A 24,971-nucleotide genomic window follows, 5' to 3' on the forward strand; every position below is an offset into this window, starting at 1 on the left:
GATGCAAAGCGATTCGCAGGTTCCCGGACTGTCATTCTCCACAGGAAAACGGCGCCTTGTCCTGACGCTGCTCATCCTGATCCCCTCGGCCATGGCCAGCGCCTACGTGGGATCTGTCCTGCCCGACAAGGGCTCCACCCCGCTGGAGCTCGCGATCATCATCGTCTACTCCATCCTTTTCGCCTGGATTTCCGTCGGATTCTGGACGGCGATCATGGGGTGGTTCACGATCATGCGCCGCTATGACCGCTTCGCCGCGAGCCGCGCCCTGTCCGAGCCGTTCGACCCGAACGATTTTCCGCGCACGGCGGTCCTGTTCCCCATCTGCAACGAAGATACGCCAAGGGTCATGGCCGGGATCAAGACCACGTATCTTTCGCTTCAGCGCACTCCCGGCGCGAACCAATTCGACATCCATATCCTGAGCGACTCCGGCAGCGCGGACAAATGGATGGAGGAAGAAGCGGCCTGGGCCGATCTGGTAAAGGAACTCGGTGCGCAGGGCCGCATATTCTACCGCAACCGAAAGGTGAACCTGAAGCGCAAGAGCGGCAACGTGGCCGATTTCTGCCGCCGACACGGCAGCGAATACACGTACATGGCCGTGTTCGACGCTGACAGCGTCATGAGCGGCGACACCCTGAACGCCATGGTCCGAATAATGGAGCGCCGCCCCAGGATAGGCATATTGCAGACCGCCCCGGCCTGTTTCGGCCGCGACACCCTGCTCGGAAGGCTTCAGCAGTTTGCCAACCGCGCCTACGGCCCCATGTTCGCCGCCGGGCTGCATTTCTGGCAGTTGGGGGACGCCCAGTACTGGGGCCACAACGCGCTCATCCGCATCGAGCCGTTCATGAAGCACTGCGGCCTGCCCAGGCTGTCCGGCAAGCCCCCGCTGGGCGGCGACATCCTCAGCCATGACTTCGTCGAGGCCGCGCTCATGCGCCGGGCCGGGTGGGAAGTCTGCCTCGCCTTCGACCTGACCGGCAGTTGGGAGGAATGTCCGCCGAACCTGCTTTCGGAACTGAAGCGCGACCGCCGCTGGTGCCAGGGAAACCTCCAGCACCTCCGACTGCTGTTCACGGAAGGGCTCTTTCCCGCACACAGGGTCCTGTTCCTCAACGGGGCCATGAGTTATGTCTCGGCCCTGCTGTGGTTCCTCTTCCTTATGCTCTCCTCGGCCGAGGCCGTTATCCAGGCCGTTGTCGGCCCGAGCTACTTCGCCGCCACGCGCTCCCTGTTCCCGTCCTGGCCGGTGTGGCAACCGCTCTGGGCCCTGATCCTGCTGGCCACCACGGGCGTGCTGCTGTTCTTCCCCAAAATCCTGAGCTATCTCCTGATCGTGCTGAAAACACGCCGCTCGAAGCAGTTCGGCGGTGCGTTCCGCCTGCTGGCGAGCATCGCTTTGGAGGTAGCCTTCTCCGCCCTGCTGGCCCCCATCCGAATGCTCTTTCACAGCAAATTCGTCTGCATCACCCTTCTCGGACGACAGATCGGCTGGGGTTCGCAGCAACGGGACGACCGCCCGACGTCCTGGGGCGAAGCGATCCGCTTCCACGGCGGCGGCGCGATTTTCGGACTGCTCTGGGGCGGTGTGGTCTGGCTCTACGCCCCGTACTTCTTTTGGTGGATCGCGCCCATCGTCCTACCCATCGTCCTCTCCATGCCCCTTTCGGTCCTCACCAGCCATGACGGCCCTGGACGCTGGCTCCGTCGAAAAGGGCTGCTTCTCATCCCGGAGGAGACAGTACCGGCCCGCGAAATCCGAGATGTGATCCGATTCACCAAGGAAATGGAAGCCGCGCCCACTCCCCTAGAACTCCCGCGCGAAGCGGGCTTCCTGCGCGCCCTGCTTGATCCGGGCGTCAACGGACTTCGACGCGCCCTGCTGTCCCGAAACCAGCGGCGGCCCGGGGAAAAGGCCCGCGAACGCAACGCGAAACTGGTCGAAAAGATTCTCGGCAATGGTCCCGAGGCCCTGACTCCCGACGAGAAGCTCTGCCTCCTGCGCGACCCGGACGGCCTGCTCGAAGTGCATACCCGGGCTTGGACGGCCGACGACGGCGCATTGCGAAGGGCATGGCTCCAACGGAACTGAGCCAGGCCCAAAGGTGTGCCAATCCTCGGCCAACCATCATTTCATTGACCTGACCCCGGTGTAGGGTAATATGAAATTGGCGCCGGGTTTTCCGTCCATGAGGCAGGGAATCCGGCACGAATTATCCCGGATACAGCGACGAGGACTCCGATGCGCACCGCCGCCATTTGTTTCAAGGCTCGACCGCAGCAACAAAAAAACCCCGCCATTTCTGACGGGGTGTGTGTTCTGAGTGGTGGGTCACCAAGGAATCGAACCTTGAACCTCCGGATTAAGAGTCCGCTGCTCTGCCAATTGAGCTAGTGACCCACTCGGCCGTGTTTGTCACGACGGGGGGATATTTATAGAGCCTCCCCGGAAATGTCAACAGCAACAAGGACATTCATGCAATTTTCCTACATTTTTTTTCGGAACCCGCACCAACAAAAGAAAAACCCCGCCATTTCTGACGGGGTGTGTATTCAGAGTGGTGGGTCACCAAGGAATCGAACCTTGAACCTCCGGATTAAGAGTCCGCTGCTCTGCCAATTGAGCTAGTGACCCACTCGGCCGTGTTTGTCACGACGGAGTGATATTTATAAGCCGCTCCCGGAAATGTCAACAGCAACGAGGACATTCATGCAACTTGCTCACGTCTTTTTTTTCGAAACACGATCCAGCTCAAGAAAAAACCCCGCCATTTCTGACGGGGTGTGTATTCTGAGTGGTGGGTCACCAAGGAATCGAACCTTGAACCTCCGGATTAAGAGTCCGCTGCTCTGCCAATTGAGCTAGTGACCCACTCGGCCGTGTTCGTCACGACGGAGAGATATTTATAAGTCGCCCCCCGAAAAGTCAACAACTAATTTTCATTTTTTTCATGGGACTTAAATGATTATAAAAAAACCCCTTTTCACGTTGCTCCTGAGTTTGTTCATCCTCCTTTCCGCAACGTCCGCAATGCCCCTTTCGCAGCCGTCTTCCCTCCCCTTGAAGACCTCGGTGGAGCCGTTCGCCGTCGCTGCGGACGCCATCCGCCCCGGGTCGCCCGGAGGCGTTCTCCTGGCTCTGACCCTGCACATGGAAAAGGAATGGTACTCATATTCCAACGTCCCCGGCGAAACGGGCAAACCCACGAGCCTGACCGCCAAGGCGGCCGACGGGACTCAGTTGGAGGTATTTTATCCCGCCGGCAAGAAAAAGCCCGACTCCTACGACCCGACCATCACCGTGGCCGCATACCTCGACGGAACGAAACTCTTCGTTCTCGTGCCCGACGGGCTCACGGCCCCCTTCCCGACCAGTCTCGCCCTGGACCTGCTTCTGTGCCATCCGACGAAATGTGTCCCCGCCCGCGTCAATCTGACTTTCGGCCAAGCGGGTCTCGACACCGGCACGCTTCCGCCTGCGGACGGACAGCCCTGGTGGAGTGAATTTCAGGGAATGAGCGGGGGCCAGGTCAAAACGCAAGATTCGACAAAAGAGGACACCGGAAACGCGCACATAGTGGACTGGCAGTTCACCCCCGCGTATTTCCAGCCCGGCCTCGAAGTACGCGGCCTGCTTTCGGCGGTGCTCATGGGTCTGCTTGCCGGGCTCATTCTCAACGTCATGCCCTGCGTCCTGCCCGTGGTCAGCCTCAAGCTCTCCTCGCTGCTTGGAGCCGGAGCCGAAAAAGGCCCCGACCGCATCCGCGCATTCAGGGAGCACAACGTTTTCTTCGTACTCGGGGTAATATCCTTTTTCCTGTTCCTGGCCGCTGTCCTGGGCGCCACCGGCTCGGCCTGGGGCGCGCTCTTTCAGGACCGCTGGCTGGTACTCGGCATTGCCGCCGTCATGGGCGCACTCGCCCTGAGTCTGTTCGGCCTGTTCCATCTGCCGGTGATCGACCTCAAATTCGGCGTCGGGAACAAGGACCCTCGCAAGCAAGCCTTTTTCACCGGCATGTTGACCACCCTTCTGGCCACCCCGTGCAGCGGCCCGTTCCTGGGCGGCGTGCTCGGCTGGGCGCTCATCCAGGGACCGGTCGTCATCGCCACGGTTTTCGTGTCCATAGGACTCGGCATGTCCGCGCCGTATATTCTGCTGATCCTCAATCCCGGCCTGGCCCGTTTTCTGCCGAAGTCCGGACCATGGATCGAATATGTGGAAAAGGGCATCGCCTTCTTCCTGCTCGGCACGGCCTTCTATCTGGTAGGCATCGCCCTGGGAGACGCCAGCCTGCGCATTCTCGCCCCGCTTTGGGTCATTCTCTTCGGCGGCTGGTTGTGGTTCCGCACCAAAACCGCCGGGCAAGGCGTCCGGCTCCTTCTGCGCGTGAGTATGCTCGTGCTCCTGGCCGCCACCGTCTACTGGACCACCCCCATGCAGACAGAAGTTGACCCGTGGGAACAATTCAATCCGGCCGTCCTCAACCAGGACCTTGGCGAAGAGCGGATATTCCTGGAATTCACTGCCGACTGGTGCCCAACCTGCAAGGCCCTCGAAGCAACGGTCATGACCCGCGAGAACGTCGAGGACTGGAAGGAGCGGTACAACGTCCGCTTCATCAAGGTGGACATGACCGAGCGCGATCCCGAGGCTGAAGCCCTGTTGGAGGCCCTCGGAAGCCGAAGCCTGCCCACGGCTGCCGTGTTCCGAAAGAACGATCGGCAAACCCCGGTTGTCATACGCGACCTGTACACCGTGAACCAACTTGAAAACTTGCTGAAATCCCTTTAGATCAGAGAAAAAACATCGAGGAGACGCTTCGTGCTCAATTTCCAATACTACATGCCCACCCGCATCATCTTCGGCCCCGACAGCCTCGACAGGCTGGGGGACACCCCGCACCTGCCCCGGGGCGACAAAGCCATGATCGTCATCGGCGAATCCGGAGTCATGATCGAACAGGGATACCTGGCCCGCGTCCAGTCCCTGCTTTCCAAGCAGGACGTCCAAACCATCGTCTACGACCGAATCAAGCCCAACCCCGAATCCGACGCCGTGGATGAAGCCGCAGCCATCTGCCGAGAAAAAGGCGTCAAATTCGTGGTCGGCCTGGGCGGCGGCTCCACCATCGACTCGGCGAAAGCCATCGCCGCCATGGCCGTCAATTCCGGCAAGTATTGGGACTACATGCAATCCGGGTCCGGCGGCGGCCAGACCCCGGAAAACGAGCCACTGCCCATCGTGGCCATCCCCACCACGGCCGGGACCGGCACCGAGGCCGACCCGTGGACCGTCATAACCAAATCCGGCACCGACTCCCGCGAGAAGCTCGGCTGGGGGTATGACGGCACCTTCCCGGCCCTGTCCGTCGTGGACCCCAAACTGATGCTCTCCGTACCGCCGAGACAGACCGCCTACACCGGCATGGACGCGTTCTTCCACGCGGCCGAGGCCTACCTCGCCACCTGCCGCCAGCCCGCCAGCGACATGCTCTCCTTGGAAGCCGTCCACCTCATCGCGCACACCCTGCCGCAAGCCGTCGCCGAGGGCGACAACCTGGAAGCGCGGACCGTCATGGCCTGGGCCTGCACCGCAGCGGGTCTGTGCGAAACCTATTCCTCGTGCATTTCCCAGCACTCCCTGGAACACGCCCTGTCCGCCTTCCACCCGAACCTGCCACATGGAGCCGGACTGGTGCTTCTGTCCAAGGCATACTTCGGTTTCCTGGCCTCGCGCGGCGAGGAGCGCCTCGGCGACCTGGCCCTGGCCATGGGCGACACTCTTGAAGAAACCGTTGAAGAGGAAGTGACCGGCGTGGCCTTTCTCGACGCCCTGGACAACCTCATCACCGAGGTCGGCCTGGCTGACGAAAAGCTGTCCGACTACGGCGTGACCCGCGAAGAAATTCCGGCGCTGGCAGAAAACGCCCTGACCACCATGGGCGGCCTCTTCGATGTCACCCCCGTGGATATGTCCCTGGAGGACGTCATCGCCATATTCGAAGCGGCCTACGATTAGCCCGTCCGACCATACGCGACAAAAAAAGGCTCCCTTTCGGGAGCCTTTTTCATGTCTCGACACAGGGATATCCGGCCCTAGGGACAGAGCCACTCCTGAGCTCCCCGCTGTGACTGAAAGCCCTTGTATGATGCGGAACGGTTGACCAGAGCCGTCTCCACGAGTCGGCTGGATTCCGGATTGTACGGATTGGAAAGAACGGCAAGGCGAAGGCCCAGCTTGGCCACGCCCTGATCCTCCATGAAATTGGCGAACGTGATGATATCCAAAGGCGACAGGGTCAAACGAAAGGTCCGATTGTCCACAAGTACCCGCGTCCGCTGACAATGGCGAGTCTTGTCCACGAGCTTCAGGCCCCATTCGATGAAAGTCTCGACATCAGATACTTCACCGTCCGTGATGCACAACAAGTATGAATCCTTGATGGTGAATATCTGCGTATAGGTCATGATCCCCCCGAGTTTGATGCAGGCGTGTGAAAACCGTCCCGCACGGCGTCAGCGTACTCAAGCGCGCAGAAAAGACAACATTAATAATGCGTCATTCCACCGGAATCATGTCATATCTGTCGCCGGAGATGCATCGGCAGCCGTCGGCGGTGATCTCGAAAGTGTTCTCCACGCCGACCATGGCTTTGCCGCGTATGCCCTGCTTGGGCTCAAGGGCGATGACCATGCCCTGCTCCAAAGGGAGGGAAAAGCCTCTGGCAATGGGCGGAAACTCGTCGACGGTCAACCCAATGCCATGGCCCACGAACGGGACCTGGTTCTCGTCGAGCCCCATGAAGCCCTCGGCATACCCACGCGTCCCGGCCTCGTCCAGGCAATGACGATAGAGCTCCTCGGGGGTAACGCCCGGCTTGGCATGGGCACACATCCAATCCTGCAACTCAATGCAGAAATCGTGAGCGCGGCGGATGTCGTCGGGCATGGCCTCCTGCGGCCCCGCGAAATACGCCTGGGTCTTGTCCGTGTGATACCCTTCCAACTGAAAGCCTATGTCGAGCATGAGCGGCTCGCCCAATTCCCATACCTTGTTCTCGTTACCCATGAGGGCGGAGGCCGGATGCTCTCCGCGCAATCCGAGAGGCCCGTTGAACCCACTGGGATAATTACCGGAATCACCGGCCGAGACATGGCCGAGGAAAGCCTCCTCGCCGTGGGCCTGCATCCGCAGGATGCCCATGTGTCCCTCGCTGAAAAAGGCTTCCCACGCCTTGTGGGCGATCTCCCGCTCGGTCATGCCGGGACGGATCACGGTCGGCAATATGTCGTAAAGACACCGATGGTGCTTCTCGCCGCAACGTCGGAGAATATCGAGCTCGAACTCGGATTTGACCATCCTGGCCAGGGTCACGGCGTGATCGCCCGGCACGATGGCATAGTCCTTGAGCTTGTCCGCGAGCATGATTCCGAGCTGCCAGGTAAGCCCCGACATCACTGCGGCCAGGGTCGGCGTAAAGGGGCTGCCCGCGTCGGCGCACAAGCCGGGCAGTTCCGAATAGGACTTGTACGGCAGGATGTGCTTCACGCCGGCTTCGAGCCGGGCGCGATTGACGCCCTTGCGGATGAGCAGCACGGACTCGCCGGAAAGAGGCAGCCATAGCACGCCCTGGCCGAACGTGCCGGTCAGGTAGTAGATGTTCAACCGGGAAAACACGAGAATTCCCCCCGCTTCCGGGGCAAGATCCTGAAGGTGATGCCGGACGGAATCCCGGCGACGTTTGAGTTCCTCTTCGGGGATGCGGGCTATGGCTTCGAACATGGGGGACTCCTTCGGGGATATATCGACTAGGCAACCGGAAAGGTTTGCTGTACAAGGACGGTCACAATCAACGAGGTATCGAAAATGCTGATCGACATAAAAGAGCTAGCTCCCCTGCTGCGCGAGGTCAAGACCATCGCCATTGTCGGGGCGGTGGACAAACCGGGCCGCCCCGTGGACATGGTCGGCCGGGCGCTCATCGAAATGGGCTTCACGGTCATCCCCGTTCACCCCAAGCGAAGTGACGTCTGGGGACTGCCCACCTATTCCGCCCTGGGCGACATTCCGATGCAGGTGGACATGGTTGACCTGTTCCGCGCGCCGCAATTCTGCCCCGCACATGCCCGCGAGGTTCTGTCCATGACCCCTCTGCCCAAGATTTTCTGGATGCAGTCCGGCATCTCCAGCCCGGAGGCCCGGGAAATACTGGCCGGAAGCGGCATTACCGTGGTCGAGGATCGTTGCAGCAAAGTCGAAATGCAAGCCATGGGAATTCACCGATGACCGAGAACGCCTTCGAATGCCGCATGTGCGGCCACTGCTGCCAAGGCGAGGGCGGCATCGTCATGACCGCCAAGGACCGTGAACGTCTGGCCGCCTTCCTGGGCATCGACGTGGACGAACTTGTCTCCCGATACGCCCACACGCGCGGCGGGAAAATCCATCTCAACGTGGGCGAAAACAACTACTGCGTCTTTTTCAAAGAAGGTTGCGGCGTGCATCCGGGACGTCCCGACATCTGTCGGGCCTGGCCCTATTTCCGAGGCAATCTCATCGACAAGACCAGTTGGGAGATGATCCAGGATTACTGTCCCGGCGTGAATCCCGATGCGGGGCACGAGGAGTTCGTCCGCCAGGGACGCGCGTATTTGCGCAAGGAAGACCTTTTGCGCTATGATCCCGAATCTTCGCCCAACGCATTGATTTCCGACGAGTAACCAAGGACGCGTCCCATGAATCTCCAGGAGTGCCTCAAGGAGCTTCAGCTCGCCCCCGGGGCGAACCTGGAAGAGGTCAAGTCCGCCTTCCGCAAGCTGGCCTTCAAATACCACCCGGATCTCAACCCGAGCGCATCCGCCGCCGAAAGGTTCCGTGTGGTCAATGAGGCCTATGTCACGGCCAAAAAGCTCATTGATACGGACGGTCCTTCGTCTTCCGCCGCGCCCGGGCCTGATGCGGGCGGCCCCAAGACGAAACGCGAGGAAGGCGCCAAGACGTATGCCCGCCAGCAGCGCAGAACGCCCCCGCCCGGCGCGGAGAAGAAGCGTCGTTCCACCAGCAGGGCCAGGGCCCAGAGGTATTACTATAAGGAAGAGGAGGTCCTGAAGACCATCCTCAACGATCCCTTTGCCAAGAAGGTTTTCGAAGACATCTACTCGCAAATCCGCAAGGAACAGCCCGGCTACCAGGGGCCGTTGGAGCTGAAAAAGCGAAGCCTCCAGCTTCACTGGGGCGAGCGGACCATCAATCTCGACTTCTCCAAGGGCATCAAGGGCTGGCTCAAGGGCCAAATGGACTTCGAGCAGACCGTCCACTACCCGGCAACGCACCTCATGCCCGGCCGCAAAATCCGCATTTCAGTGGAACGCCCCTTCACCAAAGGGGCTAAAACCATTGAAATAACGTTGCCGACGGACTTCGTGGTCGGCCGTCCCATCCGGCTCAAGGGACTGGGCCGCAGGCTCGGTCCCTTCAAGGGCGATCTCCTGTTGCGCATCCTCGGGAAATAGCCGCCTGGACCGCTCTCCGCAATCCCTCCCAACTCCCCGCCGCAACGGGCGTTTGCCAATCCTGGCATACATTTTTGAGGCTAAAATAAAAGCCTTGTTTTCCCCCGCTATTTTTACTAGTCGCTGTAGGATACCGAGTTTCAAGCGGAGGAACCAATGCTCGCCATCTTCGATTACAAAGCGGGGAACCAGACCAGTGTCCACAGGGCATTGGAACACCTGGGCATCCCGAATGAAATTACCAACGATCCCGAAAAGCTCGACAAGGCCATCGGCATCATCTTCCCCGGTGTCGGCGCGGCCGGCCAGGCCATGGAAGAACTCGAATCCGGCGGTCTCGACGAAGTCATCAAGAAACTCATCTGGCAGAAAAAGCCGGTGCTGGGCATCTGCGTCGGTTGCCAGATTCTCTTGGACTACTCCGAAGAGAACGACACCAAGGCCCTGGAAGTGATTCCCGGTGAATGCCGCCTCTTCAACCCCTCCTGGGTGGATTACGAGGACATCTCCATCCGCGTTCCCCACATGGGCTGGAACCAGGTGGAACTGCTCCAGGACTGCGAGCTCTTCAAGGGCATCGATCCGGACGCGGACTTCTACTTCGTCCACAGCTACTATCCGGCGCCCAAGGAGGAGTTCGTCATCGGCACCACCCGCTACGGCATCGACTTCTGCTCGGTGCACGGCCGAAAGGGCCTTTGGGCTGTCCAGTTCCACCCGGAAAAAAGCGGACGCCCCGGCCTGCAAATGCTCAGGAACTTCTACAATTTCTGCCGGGAGGCCACCGATGCTGAGTAAACGCGTCATTCCCTGCCTCGACGTGCGCAATGGTCGTCTGACCAAGGGCATCAAATTTGAAGGCAACGTGGACATCGGCGACCCGGTCGAGTCCGCCAAAAAATACTACGAGGAAGGCGCGGACGAGATCGTCTTTTACGACATCACCGCCTCTCACGAGGCGCGCGGCATCTTCCTTGATGTTGTCGAAAAGGTCGCCTCCCAGATATTCATCCCGTTCTCCGTGGGCGGAGGCATCAACTCCGTCGACGACATGCGCGATGTGCTCGTCGCGGGCGCGGAAAAGGTCTCGGTCAACTCCGGCGCGGTCAAGAACCCGGACATCATCAGCGAAGGCGCGGCCCGGTTCGGCTCCCAATGCGTGGTGCTCGGCATGGACGTCAAACGCGTGCCCGTTTCAGAGGAAATCCCTTCGGGCTTCGAGATCGTCATCCACGGCGGCCGCAAATACATGGGCATGGACGCCATCGAATGGGCCAAGACCGGCGAGGCGTTGGGCGCAGGTGAAATCTGCCTCAACTCCATCGACGCGGACGGCGTCAAAAACGGTTACGACCTGGAGCTGACCCGTTTGGTGGCCGAGGCCGTTACCATCCCGGTCATCGCCTCCGGCGGCGCGGGCAACCCGCAGCACATGGTCGACGCCGTCACCGAGGGCAAGGCCACCGCCGCCCTCATCGCCTCCATCGTCCACTATGGCGAATACACTATCCCGGAAATCAAGAAATACATGTCCGATCACGGCGTTCAGACCCGCATGGTTTGGTAGCGACAAACGGACGAAAGCACAAAAGAAGCCCCGTCGGATAACCCGACGGGGCTTTTTGCATTCTCTGTTCGATGCGTCCGGCTATTCGGCCCGGAAGGTCCCGCTCTTGCCACCGGATTTGAAAACCAGACGGCAATTGTCGATGACGATGTCCTTCTGGACCGCCTTGCACATGTCGTAGATGGTAGCGGCCGCAACCTGGCAGCCGATAAGGGCTTCCATCTCCACGCCGGTCTTGTAGGCGGTGCGAACCTCGCATTCAAGCTCGATGGTCGAGTCGGTGTCCGCCACATTGAAGCGGACGTCGATATAGCTGATGGGCAGGGGGTGGCACATGGGAATGAGGTCGGCGGTGCGCTTGGCGGCCTGAATGCCCGCGATCTTGGCCGTGGTCAACACGTCGCCCTTGGGCAGCGCGTTCTCCTTGAGCAGCCTCATGGTCTCCGGCGCAAGTCTGACGAGCCCCCGGACTATCGCGGTGCGATTCGTGTCGTTCTTGGCGGACACGTCCACCATGCGAGCATTGCCGTCCTGATCCATATGCGAAAAACCGTCTGCCATCGTCTACTCTCCCATGACCTTGCTCTTGGCCTTCTTGAAGAACCCTTTGGCCCGATTGCTCAATTTTCCGGTCTCGATCTCGGCGAACTCACGGAGCAATTCCTCCTGGCGGCTGTTCAGGCGGGAAGGCGTCTTCACGCGAACTTCCACGAGCAGGTCGCCATTGTGAGTCGAACCCAGATGGGGCAAACCCAGTCCACGCAGTCGGAATATCTCCCCGGACTGAGTACCGCTGGGGATGTCCAGGTTCACCGGATCGTCCAAGGTGGGCACTTCGAGCCGATGGCCCAACGCGGCCTCGACCATGGAGATTTCACGGCTGATGATAAGATTCTGGCCCTGACGCTCGAAGGTCTCGTCCGGCGCGACCCGGATGACCACGTAGAGGTCGCCCGGAGGGCCGCCGTTGACGCCCGCTTCGCCCTCGCCACGCAAGCGCAGGCGGGAGTTGTTGTCCACACCGGCCGGGATGCGGACATTGAGGTCCTTGTCCTTGATGACCGTCCCGCGCCCCATGCAGGTGTCGCAGGGATCGGTAATCAGCTTGCCGGTGCCGCGGCACTGGGGACAGGTGGCGGAAATACGGAAAAAGCCCTGGGACTGTTGCACGGTCCCGGACCCGCCGCACTGGGGGCAGGTCTCGGGCGAGGAGCCGGGAGCCGCCCCGCTGCCGTCGCAATCCTCGCAGGTGACTTCCACGGGTATCTTGATGCCGACCTCGGTACCCTTGGCGGCTTCCCTGAAGGATATCTCCAGGTTGTAACGGAGGTCGGAACCACCTCTGGGCCGGTTGGCGCCACGGCCCGCAGAGGAGAATCCGAAGACCTCGCCAAAGATATCGCTGAAGGCCCCGAAGATGTCTTCGTTGCTGGAAAAACCGGAAAAGCCGTGACCGTTCATGCCGTCGTGGCCGAACCGATCGTAAGTCTGACGCTTCTCCTGGTTGCCCAAGACCTCATAGGCCTCGGCGGCCTCCTTGAACTTGGACTCGGCTTCCGGATCATCCGGGTTGCGGTCGGGATGATACTTGAAGGCCAGCTTTCGATATGCCGTCTTGATTTCGTCCTGAGTGGCGGTCCGCTCCACTGCCAGGACTTCGTAATAGTCGCGCTTGGACATGGTCGGGTACTAGGCTTCCTCGGTTTCGGAAGAATGGAGATGCAGGTCGGTGGAGGTATCCGGAATGACCTTGGAGGCCGCTATCTCGCGCAGGGCGCTGACCACTTCCTTGTTCTTGCTTTCGACCAGAGGCTCATACCCTTCGCGGTACTGCTTGACCCGCTTGATGGCCATCTGGGTAATGAGAAAACGATTGCTCACTTTTGCCAAACAATCTTCTACGGTGATCCTTGCCATGATATTCTCCTTGAGACTTCGTTTGAAGCGCCGTTATTTCTATTCCACGATCGGGCCGGCCGGGAACATGCCCTGCAGGTCCTTAAGCAGCCGCGCGGAAACGGGATAATACATTCCGTCCCCGTTCTTCATCCAACATTGCCCCTGAGGCAGCTTCGGGTCGGCGTAGAAGGTTATCTCCTTCAACTCGTTCCCGTCGCGGTCCAGCAGGCGGCAGTGCATGAGCTTCACAGCAGTGGCGGCCAGGTTGTTCAGCGGCAACGCCTCAAACTGTAATTCAGTAAATCGCCAGAGCGCCATGTCAATGCCGGGAATGACTTTTTCCGTGCCCACGGACCGCCATCCGGCGTCCTCCCGCACCACGGCATAGCGACGCTCCCCGTTGGTGACGACGAAAGTGGCCACCTGGCCGATATCCAGGGTAAACACATTCCGGCCCTGAACGTCGAACGCGCTCTTCACAAGCTGGCTGACGCTTTCCGCATCAAGCAGAAAAGGCACAGTCAGCCAGGACGAACGCCCGTAAAAATGCTTGGGATCACCCTCGATGGGAAAGAACTCCACCGAAGAGGGCTTCTTGGCGTTCCCGGACCAGACCTTGATGGTCAGCGCCGCCATCCCCTTCTCGCCCTCCGCCTCGGGCTCAAGCACCAGCTTGCCCGCGCGAAGCAGAGCAAGAGCGTGAACGTAGAGCTTGAGCTCGGAATCGGCCGCCTCCTTGTCCTTGAGATAGCCGGGCAGGGTAAAGTAAAATCCGTTCTTTCCGCGCTTCACCACCCAACTGGAGCCGAAGGGTTGGACAAGCTGCACCTGGTTGACCTTCTCCTCGTTGAAACGAAAGACCCTGGTATCGAGGAAATAGGCTGCCGGAAGCGCGAGCTGCTCGTATACATCGCCCACGAACTCGAACGCCAGATCGGGCGTCTCCGAGTTCCAGCCGTAGGTCCTGCCGGTTTCATCCTTCGAGAAACGGAGGCTCAAGGGGGCGTTCACATCCTTGAGACGGACAACAAGCATCAGGCCAGGCTCTTCGAGACCGTACTGCCGCTGCACATCGCCCTGCTCTCCTTCCAGCGAAAGCAGCGGAGCCAGTTGAGATATCCTTTCGAGATAGTCCCGGACCCGGCCGCGCAACGCCTTGGCCGAAACGCTCCCTTCCCCGCCGGGAATCCGCATGTCCCAAAGGCGGTCCCGGGCGACGAGAGTATAAACGTCACTCCCCATAACCACCTGCACGGACTCGGCCTTGTCCAAGGGATGCCCCAGCCAATGGAACGATGCGACGCGTTCATCCACGCTCGTCCTGTACCAATACGCGCCCCCGGCCAGCGAGGCCGCGAGCACAATGGCGACAAGGAACAATAAACGTCTCAAAACAGGCATCCTCCGGGGGGACCTTGTTCGGCCTCGGGCGTACCTTCCGGACCGTGACGCGAAAGCTTGTAAAGCTGCCCCAAAGGGGCTTGCAAGTCAAGCGGGAATACACTATCCCCCTTAGCTGGCCCGCCCTGCATACCAGATAGAAAGGAAGAAAGACAGATGGCCTCATGGGGCAAACTCACCTTTGCACAGAAAAAATGCGTCACAGCCACCGGCAAGCTCATGCAGCGAACCGACATGGTCTCGAAAGGAGCGCGCATCGGCCTGGCCATCTCCGGCGGGGTCGACAGCTTCCTCATGCTCAAGGTCATGACCATCCGCAAGGCCATCATGCCTTTCCCCGTGGAACTCATGGTCCTGCATGTAAATCCCGGGTTCTCACCCGAATCGCACGAGCCGCTGGTCAGGTGGTGCGCCGACAACGGTCTGGCCGCGCACATCGAGCTGACCGACTTCGGCCCCCGCGCCCACACCGAGGAAAACCGCAAGAACTCGCCCTGCTTCTGGTGCGCGATGCAGCGCCGCAAGCGGCTCTTCGAACTGTGCCGCGACTACGGCCTGACGCACCTCGCCTTCGGCCACAACGCGGACGACAACGTGGTCACGTTCTTCATGAACATGGTCCAGAACGGTCGCGCGGACGGCCTGTCGGCCAACGAACCGTTTTTCGGCGGCAAACTGAATGTTATCCGACCCACCATGCTCCTGGACAAGAAAACCGTCATAAAAGCGGCCACGCAGTGGGAACTGCCCATATGGGAAAACGTCTGCCCCTCGAACGGCTTCACCAAACGTGATGAAATACACGAATGGCTCCGGACCATGTGGCGTCACGATAAACGCATAAAAAACAATATCTTCAATGCTGTAACAAGACAACAAGTCGACTTGACAAGCAAAAAAGTCTAGACTAAAAGTACACAAGCCTCAGAGCTGGCTGCTCTACAAAACATGTAACATCCTGGAAAGGTAATGCTTTTCCGAAAATACCACATAGTTGTCTTTAAGGACAAACAGGGGTCGTGCAGGAAATTCCAGCTTCGAGGCTGGTTTATCGCATTCCTTGTCTTGATGACCGTCACCATGGCCGCCGGCAACGTGATCCTTTGGAAAAATTATGCCGAGCACTCGCGCATCGAACAGGGTCTGAACATCGCCGAGAAAACCGTCCAAGAACAGAAAACCCAGCTACTGAGCCTCTCCCAAAAAATCACCGCACTGCAAGGCAACCTGAACCGCATCCGGGACTTCGACTCCAAGCTGCGGGTCATGATAAATCTGGACCAGGACGGCAGCCAGGCCGCGGCTCCCAAGGGCGGTCCCGCCAACGACAATTTTTCCAAAGGATACCTGCCCCTCTATCGCCAGGAACTCCTTGCCCGCAAGATGCATGAATTCCTCCGCCAGTTGAATGTGGAGGCGCGTCTTGAAGAGGTCCGCCAGCAGGAGATCATGCATACCCTGCGCAGCAATCAGAACATCCTCGAAGCCACCCCGTCCATCTGGCCGACATCCGGCTGGGTGACCTCGGGCTTCGCCTGGCGCTCCTCGCCCTTCACCGGGAAGCGTGAATTCCACAAGGGTCTGGACATCTCCGCCCCCAGGGGCACCCCGGTGTACGCACCGGCCCGCGGGGCAGTGACCTTCGCCGGACGCGACGGCTCCTACGGCCTGTCCATCCGCCTGAAGCACAACTCAAGCCTGTCCACCCGGTTCGCGCACCTCAACCGCATAGCCATCAAGAGCGGTCAAGAGGTCACGAGAGGCGAGCTCATCGGCTACGTCGGCAGCACGGGTCGCTCCACCGGCCCCCACCTCCACTACGAGGTTCGCCTGAATGGCGTGCCGGTGAACCCGAAGCGGTACATCCTCAACTAAACCGGCCCTCGGTTCGCGAATGTCCCAGGCCCTTTTGGAATGTGATGTTCCAAAAGGGCCTGTCTTTTGCGGGCCGAACCGGATGAAACCCGACTTGGTTCGGGTTTTGCATTGAGTCTGGCAATGGAGATTTTCGGATTCAACCCGGGCGACATGCTCAGCTTCTTCCTGACGCTCTTCCGCATCAGCGTCGTGCTCTTTCTGCTGCCCTTTTTCGGAGGGGCGTCCATTCCCAGGCCCGTCAAGGGAGCCCTCGTCCTGGTACTTTCCATGGCGCTATGGCCGCAACTTTCCTTTCCCGGCTCCATGATGCCCACCGGCTGGAACATCCTCATCATGTTCCTCGGCGAACTGGTGCTCGGCCTGATCCTCGGGATGCTCGTCAATTTTCTGTTCGCCGCAGTCCAGTTGGGAGGCCAGATCATCGGCTTCCAGATGGGGTTCGCCATGGTCAACGTGGTCGATCCCATCACCGGCACGAGCAACGCGGTCTCGGCCCACTTCCTCTATATGTGCACCATGCTGACGTTTTTCGTCCTCAACGGCCACCTGTACCTCCTCAAGGCCGTGGGCATGAGCTTCCAGTACATCCCGCCGGGAACGCTCCTGCTTCACCCGGAATTGGCCAAAGACATCTTTCATTTCTCCAACCTGATGTTCACCCTGGCCATCAAGATCGCGGCCCCGGTCATGGCCGCCCTGTTCCTGGTGGATCTCTCCCTGGCGCTCATCTCCCGCGCCGCGCCGCAAATGCATGTGCTCATTCTCGGCTTCCCCATCAAAATTACCGTGGGATTCTTCTTCCTTGGCTTCATCTTCAGCATCATGGCCCTGTATGTGGGCGACTTCCTGAGCGGCCTGAGCAATATGTATGAAAACCTCATGAAATTCGGAACTTCCACCATCCCATAAGGAGCGTTAGCCATGATAGGCCAGGAAGATCCGAGTAAAACCGAACGAGCCACGGAAAAACGGCGGACAAAGCAGCGCGAGGAAGGCAACGTCGCCAAGGGTGACGAAATTACCAAAGTGATGGTCCTGCTGTCCGGCGTGCTGATCCTGCGCGCCATGATCGGCTTCTACAGCGACCAATTCACCGAGATCTACCGTTGGACCTTTTTGGAGGCGATCAACTTCACCGTCGACAAGCCCATGGCCTACACGCTGTTCACTTGGGGCTTGCAGAAAATGGCGCTCCTGGTGGTGCCGTTCATGCTGGTCATCGCCTTCGTATCGTTTCTGACCATGCGCCTACAGGTGGGCTCACTGTGGACATCCAAGCCGCTAAAACCGAAATTCGGCAAGCTTTTCAACATTATGAGCGGCATCAAAAAAATTATGGTCAGCCCCGATGCCCTCATCAAGCTGGCGAAAAGCATCCTCCAGGCAATGGCCGTGGCCATAGCCCCCTACATAGTCATCCGACAAGAACTGCCCAACCTGCTGCCCTTGTTTCACGCCAACGTCCAGGGCATCCTCGTCTTCATCCTGTCCGTCGGCTACAAGATGGTCTGCTACGCGCTGATTCCCATGTTCGTCATCGCCCTCGTCGACCTCTGGTATCAGCGTTGGAACTACGAAGAACAGATCAAGATGACCAAGGACGAAATCAAGGACGAACGCAAGCAGGCCGAGGGCGATCCCAAGATCAAACAGAAGCAGCGTCAGAAGATGATGGAGGTGATGGCCTCGCGCATGTTCCAGGACATTCCCAAGGCGGACGTGGTCATCACCAACCCGACCCACTACGCGGTGGCCTTGCAATACGACCCCATAAAAGCTCCCGCTCCCCTTGTGCTGGCAAAAGGCGTGAACAAGGTTGCCGAACGAATCAAGGAAGTTGCGCGGGAAAACTCCATCCCCATCGAAGAGAACCGCCCCTTGGCACAGGCTTTGTATAAACAGGTTGAAATCGGTGAAACCATCCCGGAGGAAATGTTTCAGGCCGTGGCCGCAATCCTGGCGAAGCTGGAGAAATTCAAGCATCGTCAGTAATTGCGGGGACCTGACAACCTCCACGGGAGTAAAAGCCCAACCGTCCGAGAGGTGTCAAAAACATGGCCCAACCTTCTGCCAAGAGCGCTATTCCGAAAATCGACTACGCCAAATTCGCCAAGCAGGGCGACATCCTTCTCGCGGGCGGTGTGGTGGTCATCCTCTTCGTGATGCTCATCCCCCTGCCCACCCCGTTCATCGATTTCATGCTCTCGGTCTCCATTTCCCTGGGACTGGTCATCCTTGTGACGTCCATGTTCATGACCTCGCCCCTCGAATTTTCCATTTTCCCGTCCCTGCTGCTGGTCACCACCCTGCTTCGGCTCGCCCTGAACGTGGCCACGACCAGAGCCATCCTGCTGCACGGCGACGAAGGCACATCGGCCGCCGGTTCGGTCATTCAGAGTTTCGGTGAATTCGTGGTCGGGGGCAATTACGTCATCGGCATCGTCATTTTCATGATCCTGTTCATCCTGAACAAGACCGTCATCGTCACCGGTACCACCCGTATCGCCGAGGTCGCCGCCCGATTCACCCTGGACGCCATGCCGGGCAAGCAGATGGCCATCGAGGCCGACCTCAACGCCGGACTGATCGACGAGGAGCAGGCCACCAAGAAGCGCGATGACCTGCGTCGTGAAGCCGACTTTTACGGCGCCATGGACGGTGCGGGCAAGTTCGTTTCCGGAGACGTCAAGGCTGGCCTGATGATTACGGCCATCAACATCGTCGGCGGCTTTCTCATCGGTGTGCTCCAGAAGGACATGGAGTGGATGGACGCGGCCCAGACCTACACCCTGTTGACCATCGGTGACGGTCTGGTGGCTACCATCCCCTCGCTCATCATCTCCACCTCGGCGGGCATCATCGTCTCCCGCGCGGCAGCCGAAGCCAAGATGGGCGAGGAGTTCATCGGACAGCTTTCCTTCCATCACAGGGCTCTCAAGCTCGTCTCCGGCATCCTTGTCATTTTCGGCATCGTTCCCGGAATGCCCACCCTGCCCTTCCTGACCCTGGCCACCATTGTCTTCGGCGTCGGGCACATTTCGTCCAAACAGCAGCACGGTTTCGCCGTGGAGCAGGAGGAAAAGGAGCAGAAGCAGCCCGCCACTCTGGACACCCCGGAGGAAGTCCAGGCCCTGCTTCCCCTGGACCAACTGGAACTCGAAGTCGGTTATGGACTCATCCCCCTGGTGGACGAGGAACAGAGCGGCAACCTGTTGTCGCGGATTCGCTCCATCCGCCGCCAGTTCGCCCTGGACATGGGCGTGGTCATCCCGTCCCTGCACCTGCGCGACAACCTGCAGCTCAAGCCCGGCGAATACCGCGTGCTCATCAAGGGCAACCCCGTGGCCAGCGCCGAACTGCTCATAGACCATTACCTTGCCATGGACCCAGGCGACGCCAGACACCGCATCGAGGGCGTGGAAACCGTGGAGCCGGCCTTCAACCTTCCGGCCGTGTGGATTCCCGGAGCCCAGAAGGAAGAGGCCATGTTGGCGGGGTACACAGTAGTCGACCCGTCCACGGTCATCGCCACGCACCTTACCGAGGTCTTCCGGCGCAACCTGCACGAATTCCTGGGGCGGCAAGAAACCCAGGAGCTGCTCGACAACCTTTCCAAGCGCGCTCCCAAGGCTGTGGAATCCCTGGTGCCCGCAGTGCTCAGCCTCGGCGGCGTCCAGAAGGTCCTCCAATCCCTGGTCCAGGAAAACGTGTCCATCCGCGACCTCCTGACCATCGTGGAAACCCTCGCGGACTACGGCACAGCCACCCAGGACCCCACGCAGCTCACGGAGTATGTCCGAGCCCGCATGGGCCGGACCATCGTCAAACCGTATCTCGGCGAGAACGGAGTGTTGCCCATCATCACCCTGAACCCGAAGATCGACGAAATTCTGAACCATGCCATGCGTCCGGCTGAACAAGGCGGCTACCTGGCCCTTGAGCCCGGCGTGGCGCAACAGATCATCCAGGCCATCAACCGTTCCACCGAGGACGCCATGGTGGCCGACGGCCAACCCATCCTGTTGGTCATCCCGCAGATCAGATCGCAACTGGCGCAACTTCTGAACAGGTTCATCCCGACGCTCCCGGTCATTTCCCAGGCCGAGATTCCGGCGGACGTCAAAATCCAGTCAGTCGCAACCGTTGAAATCTAGGACCCATTATGAAAATGAAGACGTACAGGGCCGCCACCTCCACGGCCGCCTTCGCCAAGGTCAAATCCGAACTCGGCAACGAGGCCGTGATACTGTCCAACAAAACCGTCGTTGAAAACGGATGCAAGTGTTGCGAAATCGTAGCCGCGGTGGAAAGCGCGCCTGTCCGCCCGCAGCGGCACAGCAAAGAAAGCGTGGTGGACGCCGCCCTGTGCGACTCGGTGGGCTGGCAGCGGGAATGGAGCCAGATCAAGGGGCAGATCATGGCGCTGATGAAGCCGCAGATGGACCCGTCCAAGCTCACGCCGAAGCAGCGCATCGCCTTGGAATACCTGGAGCGAGAAGAGGTAAACGAGCGTGTTCTGACCCACATCTACTGCACCATGCGCGAGACCAGCGACTGCCCGGTGATGACCGCTCTGGACCCGCTCATCAAGGCGACTCCGTTCCGAGCCGAGACCTGGACCAACACTTTTCACGCCTTTGCCGGACCCGGTGGCGCCGGAAAGACGTCCAGCCTGGTGCGACTCGCTCTGCGCATGAAAAAGGAGCGCCCCGGCATGAGGCTATGTCTGGCCACCGCCGACGGCGGCCGGGGCAAGGGCCGTCTGGTCCTCAAGCATTACGCCGAATTGAGCGGCCTGGCCTTCCGCGAAATCATCACCAAGGAGGACTTCGCCCTGCTTCAGGAGGAGTCCCGGCAGTTCGACATGATCCTCATCGACCTGCCCGGCCTGTCAGGCCAAACGACTCTTGAAGAGTGGACACGCCTCTACGGCCTGGACGACTGCCGCGACCTGTCGATCCACCTGGTCATGAACCCCTATTACAGCACGGCCCAATTCGAACGGTTCGTGGACAAATACAAAAGTGAACAACTAGCAAGCGTTATCTGGACGAAACTCGATGAAGCCTGTACATTCGGAGCAGTGTTGAACTTGGCGTTCACCAGCGGACTGCCGGTATCCGCCCTGTCCTACGGACCGGGCATCAAAAACAGCATCCGCCCGGCCTCGGAAGAGATGATCTGGCGGCTCATGTTCATGCGCACGTTGCCAGACGGCAACAAACAACCCTAAGGAGCACGACACACGTTATGAGCTCGCATCTTCCCCTGGTCCTCTCCGTCACCTCCGGCAAAGGAGGCGTCGGCAAGACCAACATGTCGGTCAATCTGGCCTACACCCTGAGCGCCGCAGGCAAGAAGGTGGTCCTCCTGGACGCTGATCTGGGCCTGGCCAACGTGGACGTCATCCTCGGACTCGCGCCCCAGTACAACCTCTTCCATCTGTTCCATGAAGACATGACCCTGGACCGGATTCTCTACGACACCCCCTACGGGTTCCGCATCCTCCCGGCTTCGTCGGGCGTGAGCGACATGGTCAACCTGGACAAGGGACAGAAGCTCGACCTGCTGGACGCCATGGACTCCCTCGAGGACAACGTGGACTACCTGATCGTGGACACGGGCGCGGGCATCAACGACAATGTACTCTATTTCAACCTCGCCGTGCAGGAACGGCTGCTCATCATCACCCCCGAGCCTACATCCCTGACCGATGCCTACGCGCTCATCAAGGTCCTCAAGCTCCACCACGGAGTGGAAAAATTCCGGGTGCTGGTGAATATGGTCAAGGACGTGAAGATGGCCCGCGAGGTGTACCTCAAGCTCCTGAACGCCTGCGATCATTTCCTCGACGGCATCTCCCTCGACCTTGTCGGATTCGTGCCCTTCGACCAGAACGTGCGCAACTCGGTCATCGCGCAGACTCCGTTCTGCCACAAATTTCCCAAGACCCCGGCCAGCGTGGCAGTCCGTCAGACGGCCCAGAAGATCAAAACCTGGCAAGTAACCCCCAACACCGATGGCAATATTAAATTCTTCTGGAAGAAGCTCCTCTTCCATGAACGATCCGTGGCTTGAGCTGGAACAAGGCGTCAGGCATTGGGACGATTTTTCGCCGAGGGACCGGGAAAACATCGTTCGATACTACTCGCCCAAAATCCGCATCCTGGCCCTGCGACTCAAGGCGAAGCTGCCACAGAGCGTCGAGCTCAACGAGCTCATCAGCGCGGGCAGCCTCGGCCTTTTGGACGCCCTCGGAAAGTTCAACCCGGAATTGGGGATCAAATTCGACACCTATTCGGAGAACCGCATCAAGGGGGCCATGCTCGACGAACTGCGGCGCATGGACTGGTTCTCCAGGGGGCTGCGCCAGAAGGTCAAGGTGCTTGAGGACTCCATGCGCCAGATCGAGCACGAGACCGGCTCTCCCGCCACCACCGAACAGTTGTGCGAACTCACCGGCATGTCGGACCGGGAAGTGCAGCAGGGGCTTGAGGCCCTGAACAACCAGGTCTGCCTGAGTCTCGATTCCTTCCAGGACAATCTCATCGGCCCAAAAAAAATGACCGACAACGAGCCGTTCCAGTCGGCCGCCTTCCAGGAGATTGTTGACAAAGTAGCCAATCTCATTGAAGAATTGACTCCAAGAGAAAAATTGGTCATATCTCTTTATTACGGGGAGGAGTTGAACATGAAGGAGACCTCCGAGGTTATGGACATAACCGAGGGCCGCGTTTCACAGCTTCACTCCCAGGCCTTGAATAAATTGAGAAAAACGTTCAGAGCTCGCTACGAAAACGAGTAGAACTCATGAAAGGAGACTTTCAATGGCGTACGATACCAATATGCGCATCCTGGTTGTAGACGATTTTTCCACCATGCGTAAAATCATCAAGAACATCCTGCGCCAACTGGGCTTCAACAACATCGTCGAAGCCGACGACGGCTCCACAGCATGGGACACGCTCAACAAGGACAACATCGACTTCATCGTTTCCGACTGGAACATGCCCACCATGTCCGGTATCGAACTGCTCCGCAAGGTGCGCGCCAGCGAGGAGTATTCGGACATCCCCTTCCTGATGGTCACCGCAGAGGCCCAGCAGGAAAACATCATCGAGGCCGTCCAGGCCAAGGTGTCCAATTACATCGTCAAGCCGTTCACTCCCGAGACCCTGGGCCAGAAGATCGAAAAAATCTTCGCCTAAATTCGTAGCTGTTAGGCGTATGCCATGGTTCTGCTCGTCCCGGATGATGCCGATGAAGTAACCGACGCTCCCGCTGAACAACGAAAAGCGGAGCTGGACGACGCTTCGACGAGCAGAGCCACGCAAAAGGTCGACCTCGACCTCGATGACGCCCCCTTCCTCGAAGATGAGGAAGAGGAAGAGGAAATCGGTGACGTCGAGGTCGAAACTCCGCTCCTCGCCGGGGACAAGGCCCAGACCAAGCCCGGTCTGGCGGCCCTGCTCAAGAACAAATTCGTACTCATGGGCCTGGGCGTCATTCTCGTCCTTCTTATCGTCATTGCCATCCTCCTCCTGCGCGAACCCGAAACGCAACTCCCTCCGCCACCTCCTCCGACCGCGGAAAAAACGGATATCCCCGAGCCGGGACCGGCTGTGGAAGAGACGCCACAGATCATCATCAAGCTCGACCCGTTCCTCATTGAGCAACACGACAAGAAGGGCGACATACGGTTCCTTGAAATCAGCATTCTGCTGTCCACCGAGGACGAAGGACTGGCCCGACAGTTCAAACAGGAGACGTTTGCCGTTCGCAACGCTCTGTTCTATTATCTCAAGAATAAGAATCTCCAGTTTCTGTCCGATAAGGAGAACAGTGAGAGACTTAAAAGAGAACTGCTGGTAATCGTCAACCAGTACATGGGGTTCGGCCAGTTCGACACATTGATGTTCGAACAATATCTTGTGAGGTGATCCATGAGCTCCACGCCGTTGGACCTGCCCATTCTCATATCTCAACTGCCCTTCGTGCAGAAAATCGCCCATGCGGAAAAGGCCAAACCGGAAATCAACCGACTGCTTTTCGGCCCGCTTATCCAGGCGCAACTCCGCCAGCGCGAAGGCACGGTCCAGCAAGTTCAAAAGAAGACCGCCACCGATCCCGTGGACCGCGACGGCCACGACAATCAGCGGCAGGAGGCCGCCTCGGAACGCAAGGACCGGGAACGGGACGAGGACACCCCTGAAACCGGCGCCTCGGACGGCTCCCCCTGGTCCGGCAACATCGTCAACGTCAAAATCTGACCCCGAAAAGGGCAAGCCATATCATGTCCGATCTGCTCATCATTCTTTTCTCTCTCAGCGAAGTCGTGCTCCTCGGCGTCGTCATCGTCTTCTTCCTCCGACTGCGGAAATCCGAAACGCTTCTGAACGGCTTGCACGCCCGACAGGAGGAATTCATCAAGCGTCTTCAATTCAACACGCAACTGGAAAACGAACTGGTGGCCACCTTTGAACAGCGCCAGCAGGAGCTCGTTGCCTTGAATTCCCAACTGGAGCATAAGGCCGACGAACTCGGAAAACTCGTCAAGCTCGCCAGCGAATACGCCAAGTCTCCGCAATTCATGCGTGAAATAATCATCCAGGGACACCGTTCCGGCAAAACACCGATGCAACTCGCAAAATCCACCGGCCTCGGGCTGGAGGAGGTCGAGCTCATCATAGACCAGGCATAGGTCCGC

Annotated in this window: 26 protein-coding genes and 3 tRNA genes; 20 read left to right on the forward strand and 9 right to left on the reverse strand. The window is 59.3% G+C overall.

Features of this window, described 5'->3' with window-relative positions:
• Position 1: 1 nt before the first annotated feature.
• The gene (mdoH, locus tag LF599_RS10345; protein ID WP_279520688.1) at positions 2-2,098 is read left to right on the forward strand and encodes a glucans biosynthesis glucosyltransferase MdoH; all 2,097 of its coding nucleotides are present in this window, start codon (positions 2-4) and stop codon (positions 2,096-2,098) included.
• 233 nt (positions 2,099-2,331) lie between these two features.
• Here the strand turns inward: mdoH and LF599_RS10350 are convergent.
• The 3 genes from LF599_RS10350 to LF599_RS10360 form a co-directional block, all read right to left on the reverse strand.
• Positions 2,332-2,407, reverse strand: a tRNA-Lys gene (locus tag LF599_RS10350).
• A gap of 158 nt (positions 2,408-2,565) precedes the next feature.
• A tRNA-Lys gene (locus LF599_RS10355) sits at positions 2,566-2,641 on the reverse strand.
• Positions 2,642-2,802: 161 nt separating this feature from the next.
• A tRNA-Lys gene (locus LF599_RS10360) sits at positions 2,803-2,878 on the reverse strand.
• 90 nt (positions 2,879-2,968) lie between these two features.
• Between LF599_RS10360 and LF599_RS10365 the strand changes: the two genes are divergently transcribed.
• Both LF599_RS10365 and LF599_RS10370 read left to right on the forward strand, forming a co-directional pair.
• Positions 2,969-4,798, forward strand: coding sequence for a protein-disulfide reductase DsbD family protein (locus tag LF599_RS10365; protein ID WP_279520689.1), 1,830 nt, complete (start codon positions 2,969-2,971; stop codon positions 4,796-4,798).
• A 30-nt stretch (positions 4,799-4,828) separates the two neighbouring features.
• The gene (locus LF599_RS10370) at positions 4,829-6,025 is read left to right on the forward strand and encodes an iron-containing alcohol dehydrogenase (RefSeq protein ID WP_279520690.1); all 1,197 of its coding nucleotides are present in this window, start codon (positions 4,829-4,831) and stop codon (positions 6,023-6,025) included.
• 77 nt (positions 6,026-6,102) lie between these two features.
• On the opposite strand, the gene LF599_RS10375 is transcribed toward LF599_RS10370, so the two are convergent.
• Together LF599_RS10375 and LF599_RS10380 are read right to left on the reverse strand one after the other, a co-directional pair.
• On the reverse strand, positions 6,103-6,474 hold the full coding sequence (locus LF599_RS10375) for a hypothetical protein (RefSeq protein WP_269942504.1): 372 nt from the start codon (positions 6,472-6,474) through the stop codon (positions 6,103-6,105).
• A gap of 91 nt (positions 6,475-6,565) precedes the next feature.
• Positions 6,566-7,789 carry a M24 family metallopeptidase gene (locus tag LF599_RS10380; protein ID WP_279520691.1) on the reverse strand — a complete coding sequence of 408 codons (1,224 nt, stop codon included), beginning with the start codon at positions 7,787-7,789 and terminating at the stop codon, positions 6,566-6,568.
• An 84-nt stretch (positions 7,790-7,873) separates the two neighbouring features.
• On the opposite strand from LF599_RS10380, the gene LF599_RS10385 reads away from it, so the two are divergent.
• The 5 genes from LF599_RS10385 (at position 7,874) to hisF (ending at position 11,086) form a co-directional block, all read left to right on the forward strand.
• Positions 7,874-8,293 carry a CoA-binding protein gene (locus LF599_RS10385; RefSeq protein ID WP_269942503.1) on the forward strand — a complete coding sequence of 140 codons (420 nt, stop codon included), beginning with the start codon at positions 7,874-7,876 and terminating at the stop codon, positions 8,291-8,293.
• Positions 8,290-8,727 carry a YkgJ family cysteine cluster protein gene (locus LF599_RS10390; protein WP_279520692.1) on the forward strand — a complete coding sequence of 146 codons (438 nt, stop codon included), beginning with the start codon at positions 8,290-8,292 and terminating at the stop codon, positions 8,725-8,727. Before LF599_RS10385 ends, LF599_RS10390 begins: the two co-directional genes overlap by 4 nt.
• A gap of 15 nt (positions 8,728-8,742) precedes the next feature.
• Positions 8,743-9,519 (forward strand): J domain-containing protein, encoded by a 777-nt coding sequence (locus tag LF599_RS10395; protein WP_279520693.1) that lies wholly within the window; start codon positions 8,743-8,745, stop codon positions 9,517-9,519.
• Positions 9,520-9,675: 156 nt separating this feature from the next.
• Positions 9,676-10,317, forward strand: a complete 642-nt coding sequence (hisH, locus tag LF599_RS10400; protein ID WP_279520694.1) for an imidazole glycerol phosphate synthase subunit HisH — start codon at positions 9,676-9,678, stop codon at positions 10,315-10,317.
• Positions 10,307-11,086, forward strand: a complete 780-nt coding sequence (hisF, locus tag LF599_RS10405) for an imidazole glycerol phosphate synthase subunit HisF (protein WP_279520695.1) — start codon at positions 10,307-10,309, stop codon at positions 11,084-11,086. The genes hisH and hisF overlap by 11 nt, the downstream gene beginning before the upstream one ends.
• An 81-nt stretch (positions 11,087-11,167) precedes the next feature.
• Here hisF and moaC read toward each other — a convergent pair whose 3' ends face one another.
• From moaC to LF599_RS10425, 4 genes are read right to left on the reverse strand one after another with little or no spacing between them, the layout of a single operon-like run.
• Positions 11,168-11,647, reverse strand: a complete 480-nt coding sequence (gene moaC / locus LF599_RS10410) for a cyclic pyranopterin monophosphate synthase MoaC (RefSeq protein ID WP_279520696.1) — start codon at positions 11,645-11,647, stop codon at positions 11,168-11,170.
• Positions 11,648-11,650: 3 nt separating this feature from the next.
• Complete coding sequence (dnaJ, locus tag LF599_RS10415; protein ID WP_279520697.1) at positions 11,651-12,766, reverse strand: molecular chaperone DnaJ; 1,116 nt, start codon at positions 12,764-12,766, stop codon at positions 11,651-11,653.
• A 9-nt stretch (positions 12,767-12,775) separates the two neighbouring features.
• Entirely contained in the window at positions 12,776-13,003 is a 228-nt protein-coding gene (rpoZ, locus tag LF599_RS10420) for a DNA-directed RNA polymerase subunit omega (protein ID WP_269942500.1), read from the reverse strand.
• A 39-nt stretch (positions 13,004-13,042) separates the two neighbouring features.
• Positions 13,043-14,377, reverse strand: a complete 1,335-nt coding sequence (locus LF599_RS10425; RefSeq protein WP_279520698.1) for a DUF4340 domain-containing protein — start codon at positions 14,375-14,377, stop codon at positions 13,043-13,045.
• 165 nt (positions 14,378-14,542) lie between these two features.
• On the opposite strand from LF599_RS10425, the gene LF599_RS10430 reads away from it, so the two are divergent.
• From LF599_RS10430 to LF599_RS10485, 12 genes are all read left to right on the forward strand, one after another.
• The gene (locus LF599_RS10430) at positions 14,543-15,292 is read left to right on the forward strand and encodes a tRNA lysidine(34) synthetase (protein ID WP_279520699.1); all 750 of its coding nucleotides are present in this window, start codon (positions 14,543-14,545) and stop codon (positions 15,290-15,292) included.
• Between the two features lie 63 nt (positions 15,293-15,355).
• Positions 15,356-16,261 (forward strand): M23 family metallopeptidase, encoded by a 906-nt coding sequence (locus tag LF599_RS10435; protein WP_279520700.1) that lies wholly within the window; start codon positions 15,356-15,358, stop codon positions 16,259-16,261.
• Between the two features lie 123 nt (positions 16,262-16,384).
• Positions 16,385-17,173: a flagellar biosynthetic protein FliR gene (gene fliR / locus LF599_RS10440; RefSeq protein WP_269942497.1), complete on the forward strand. Its 789-nt coding sequence runs from the start codon at positions 16,385-16,387 to the stop codon at positions 17,171-17,173.
• 12 nt (positions 17,174-17,185) lie between these two features.
• Positions 17,186-18,256, forward strand: coding sequence for a flagellar biosynthesis protein FlhB (gene flhB / locus LF599_RS10445; RefSeq protein ID WP_279520701.1), 1,071 nt, complete (start codon positions 17,186-17,188; stop codon positions 18,254-18,256).
• A gap of 62 nt (positions 18,257-18,318) precedes the next feature.
• On the forward strand, positions 18,319-20,418 hold the full coding sequence (gene flhA / locus LF599_RS10450; RefSeq protein ID WP_279520702.1) for a flagellar biosynthesis protein FlhA: 2,100 nt from the start codon (positions 18,319-18,321) through the stop codon (positions 20,416-20,418).
• A gap of 8 nt (positions 20,419-20,426) precedes the next feature.
• A complete protein-coding gene (locus LF599_RS10455) occupies positions 20,427-21,497 on the forward strand; it encodes a flagellar biosynthesis protein FlhF (protein ID WP_279520703.1) in 1,071 nt (356 codons plus the stop codon).
• 17 nt (positions 21,498-21,514) lie between these two features.
• Positions 21,515-22,342: a MinD/ParA family protein gene (locus tag LF599_RS10460; protein WP_279520704.1), complete on the forward strand. Its 828-nt coding sequence runs from the start codon at positions 21,515-21,517 to the stop codon at positions 22,340-22,342.
• Entirely contained in the window at positions 22,284-23,069 is a 786-nt protein-coding gene (locus LF599_RS10465; protein ID WP_279520705.1) for a FliA/WhiG family RNA polymerase sigma factor, read from the forward strand. Before LF599_RS10460 ends, LF599_RS10465 begins: the two co-directional genes overlap by 59 nt.
• A gap of 22 nt (positions 23,070-23,091) precedes the next feature.
• Positions 23,092-23,472 carry a chemotaxis response regulator CheY gene (locus LF599_RS10470; protein ID WP_269942494.1) on the forward strand — a complete coding sequence of 127 codons (381 nt, stop codon included), beginning with the start codon at positions 23,092-23,094 and terminating at the stop codon, positions 23,470-23,472.
• A gap of 24 nt (positions 23,473-23,496) precedes the next feature.
• A complete protein-coding gene (locus LF599_RS10475; protein ID WP_279520706.1) occupies positions 23,497-24,204 on the forward strand; it encodes a flagellar basal body-associated FliL family protein in 708 nt (235 codons plus the stop codon).
• A 3-nt stretch (positions 24,205-24,207) separates the two neighbouring features.
• Positions 24,208-24,534 (forward strand): hypothetical protein, encoded by a 327-nt coding sequence (locus LF599_RS10480; RefSeq protein ID WP_279520707.1) that lies wholly within the window; start codon positions 24,208-24,210, stop codon positions 24,532-24,534.
• Positions 24,535-24,557: 23 nt separating this feature from the next.
• Positions 24,558-24,965, forward strand: coding sequence for a hypothetical protein (locus LF599_RS10485; RefSeq protein WP_269942637.1), 408 nt, complete (start codon positions 24,558-24,560; stop codon positions 24,963-24,965).
• The last annotated feature ends 6 nt before the right edge of the window (positions 24,966-24,971 follow it).

Origin of the sequence: Pseudodesulfovibrio thermohalotolerans (assembly GCF_021353295.2) — a bacterium.
Lineage (GTDB): Bacteria > Desulfobacterota > Desulfovibrionia > Desulfovibrionales > Desulfovibrionaceae > Pseudodesulfovibrio > Pseudodesulfovibrio thermohalotolerans.

What these genes read in the sequence shown, in the direction of transcription:
- flhA (WP_279520702.1), top strand. Translation starts at nt 18,319, where the DNA reads ATGGCCCAACCTTCTGCCAAGAGCGCTATTCCGAAAATCGACTACGCC.
- hisH (WP_279520694.1), top strand. Translation starts at nt 9,676, where the DNA reads ATGCTCGCCATCTTCGATTACAAAGCGGGGAACCAGACCAGTGTCCAC.
- LF599_RS10485 (WP_269942637.1), top strand. Translation starts at nt 24,558, where the DNA reads ATGTCCGATCTGCTCATCATTCTTTTCTCTCTCAGCGAAGTCGTGCTC.
- dnaJ (WP_279520697.1), bottom strand. Translation starts at nt 12,766, where the DNA reads ATGTCCAAGCGCGACTATTACGAAGTCCTGGCAGTGGAGCGGACCGCC.
- LF599_RS10465 (WP_279520705.1), top strand. Translation starts at nt 22,284, where the DNA reads ATGGCAATATTAAATTCTTCTGGAAGAAGCTCCTCTTCCATGAACGAT.
- LF599_RS10380 (WP_279520691.1), bottom strand. Translation starts at nt 7,789, where the DNA reads ATGTTCGAAGCCATAGCCCGCATCCCCGAAGAGGAACTCAAACGTCGC.
- LF599_RS10375 (WP_269942504.1), bottom strand. Translation starts at nt 6,474, where the DNA reads ATGACCTATACGCAGATATTCACCATCAAGGATTCATACTTGTTGTGC.
- LF599_RS10365 (WP_279520689.1), top strand. Translation starts at nt 2,969, where the DNA reads ATGATTATAAAAAAACCCCTTTTCACGTTGCTCCTGAGTTTGTTCATC.
- mdoH (WP_279520688.1), top strand. Translation starts at nt 2, where the DNA reads ATGCAAAGCGATTCGCAGGTTCCCGGACTGTCATTCTCCACAGGAAAA.
- LF599_RS10435 (WP_279520700.1), top strand. Translation starts at nt 15,356, where the DNA reads ATGCTTTTCCGAAAATACCACATAGTTGTCTTTAAGGACAAACAGGGG.
- LF599_RS10480 (WP_279520707.1), top strand. Translation starts at nt 24,208, where the DNA reads ATGAGCTCCACGCCGTTGGACCTGCCCATTCTCATATCTCAACTGCCC.
- fliR (WP_269942497.1), top strand. Translation starts at nt 16,385, where the DNA reads ATGGAGATTTTCGGATTCAACCCGGGCGACATGCTCAGCTTCTTCCTG.
- rpoZ (WP_269942500.1), bottom strand. Translation starts at nt 13,003, where the DNA reads ATGGCAAGGATCACCGTAGAAGATTGTTTGGCAAAAGTGAGCAATCGT.
- LF599_RS10475 (WP_279520706.1), top strand. Translation starts at nt 23,497, where the DNA reads ATGGTTCTGCTCGTCCCGGATGATGCCGATGAAGTAACCGACGCTCCC.
- LF599_RS10470 (WP_269942494.1), top strand. Translation starts at nt 23,092, where the DNA reads ATGGCGTACGATACCAATATGCGCATCCTGGTTGTAGACGATTTTTCC.
- LF599_RS10385 (WP_269942503.1), top strand. Translation starts at nt 7,874, where the DNA reads ATGCTGATCGACATAAAAGAGCTAGCTCCCCTGCTGCGCGAGGTCAAG.
- LF599_RS10430 (WP_279520699.1), top strand. Translation starts at nt 14,543, where the DNA reads ATGGCCTCATGGGGCAAACTCACCTTTGCACAGAAAAAATGCGTCACA.
- moaC (WP_279520696.1), bottom strand. Translation starts at nt 11,647, where the DNA reads ATGGCAGACGGTTTTTCGCATATGGATCAGGACGGCAATGCTCGCATG.
- LF599_RS10390 (WP_279520692.1), top strand. Translation starts at nt 8,290, where the DNA reads ATGACCGAGAACGCCTTCGAATGCCGCATGTGCGGCCACTGCTGCCAA.
- LF599_RS10460 (WP_279520704.1), top strand. Translation starts at nt 21,515, where the DNA reads ATGAGCTCGCATCTTCCCCTGGTCCTCTCCGTCACCTCCGGCAAAGGA.
- LF599_RS10455 (WP_279520703.1), top strand. Translation starts at nt 20,427, where the DNA reads ATGAAAATGAAGACGTACAGGGCCGCCACCTCCACGGCCGCCTTCGCC.
- hisF (WP_279520695.1), top strand. Translation starts at nt 10,307, where the DNA reads ATGCTGAGTAAACGCGTCATTCCCTGCCTCGACGTGCGCAATGGTCGT.
- flhB (WP_279520701.1), top strand. Translation starts at nt 17,186, where the DNA reads ATGATAGGCCAGGAAGATCCGAGTAAAACCGAACGAGCCACGGAAAAA.
- LF599_RS10395 (WP_279520693.1), top strand. Translation starts at nt 8,743, where the DNA reads ATGAATCTCCAGGAGTGCCTCAAGGAGCTTCAGCTCGCCCCCGGGGCG.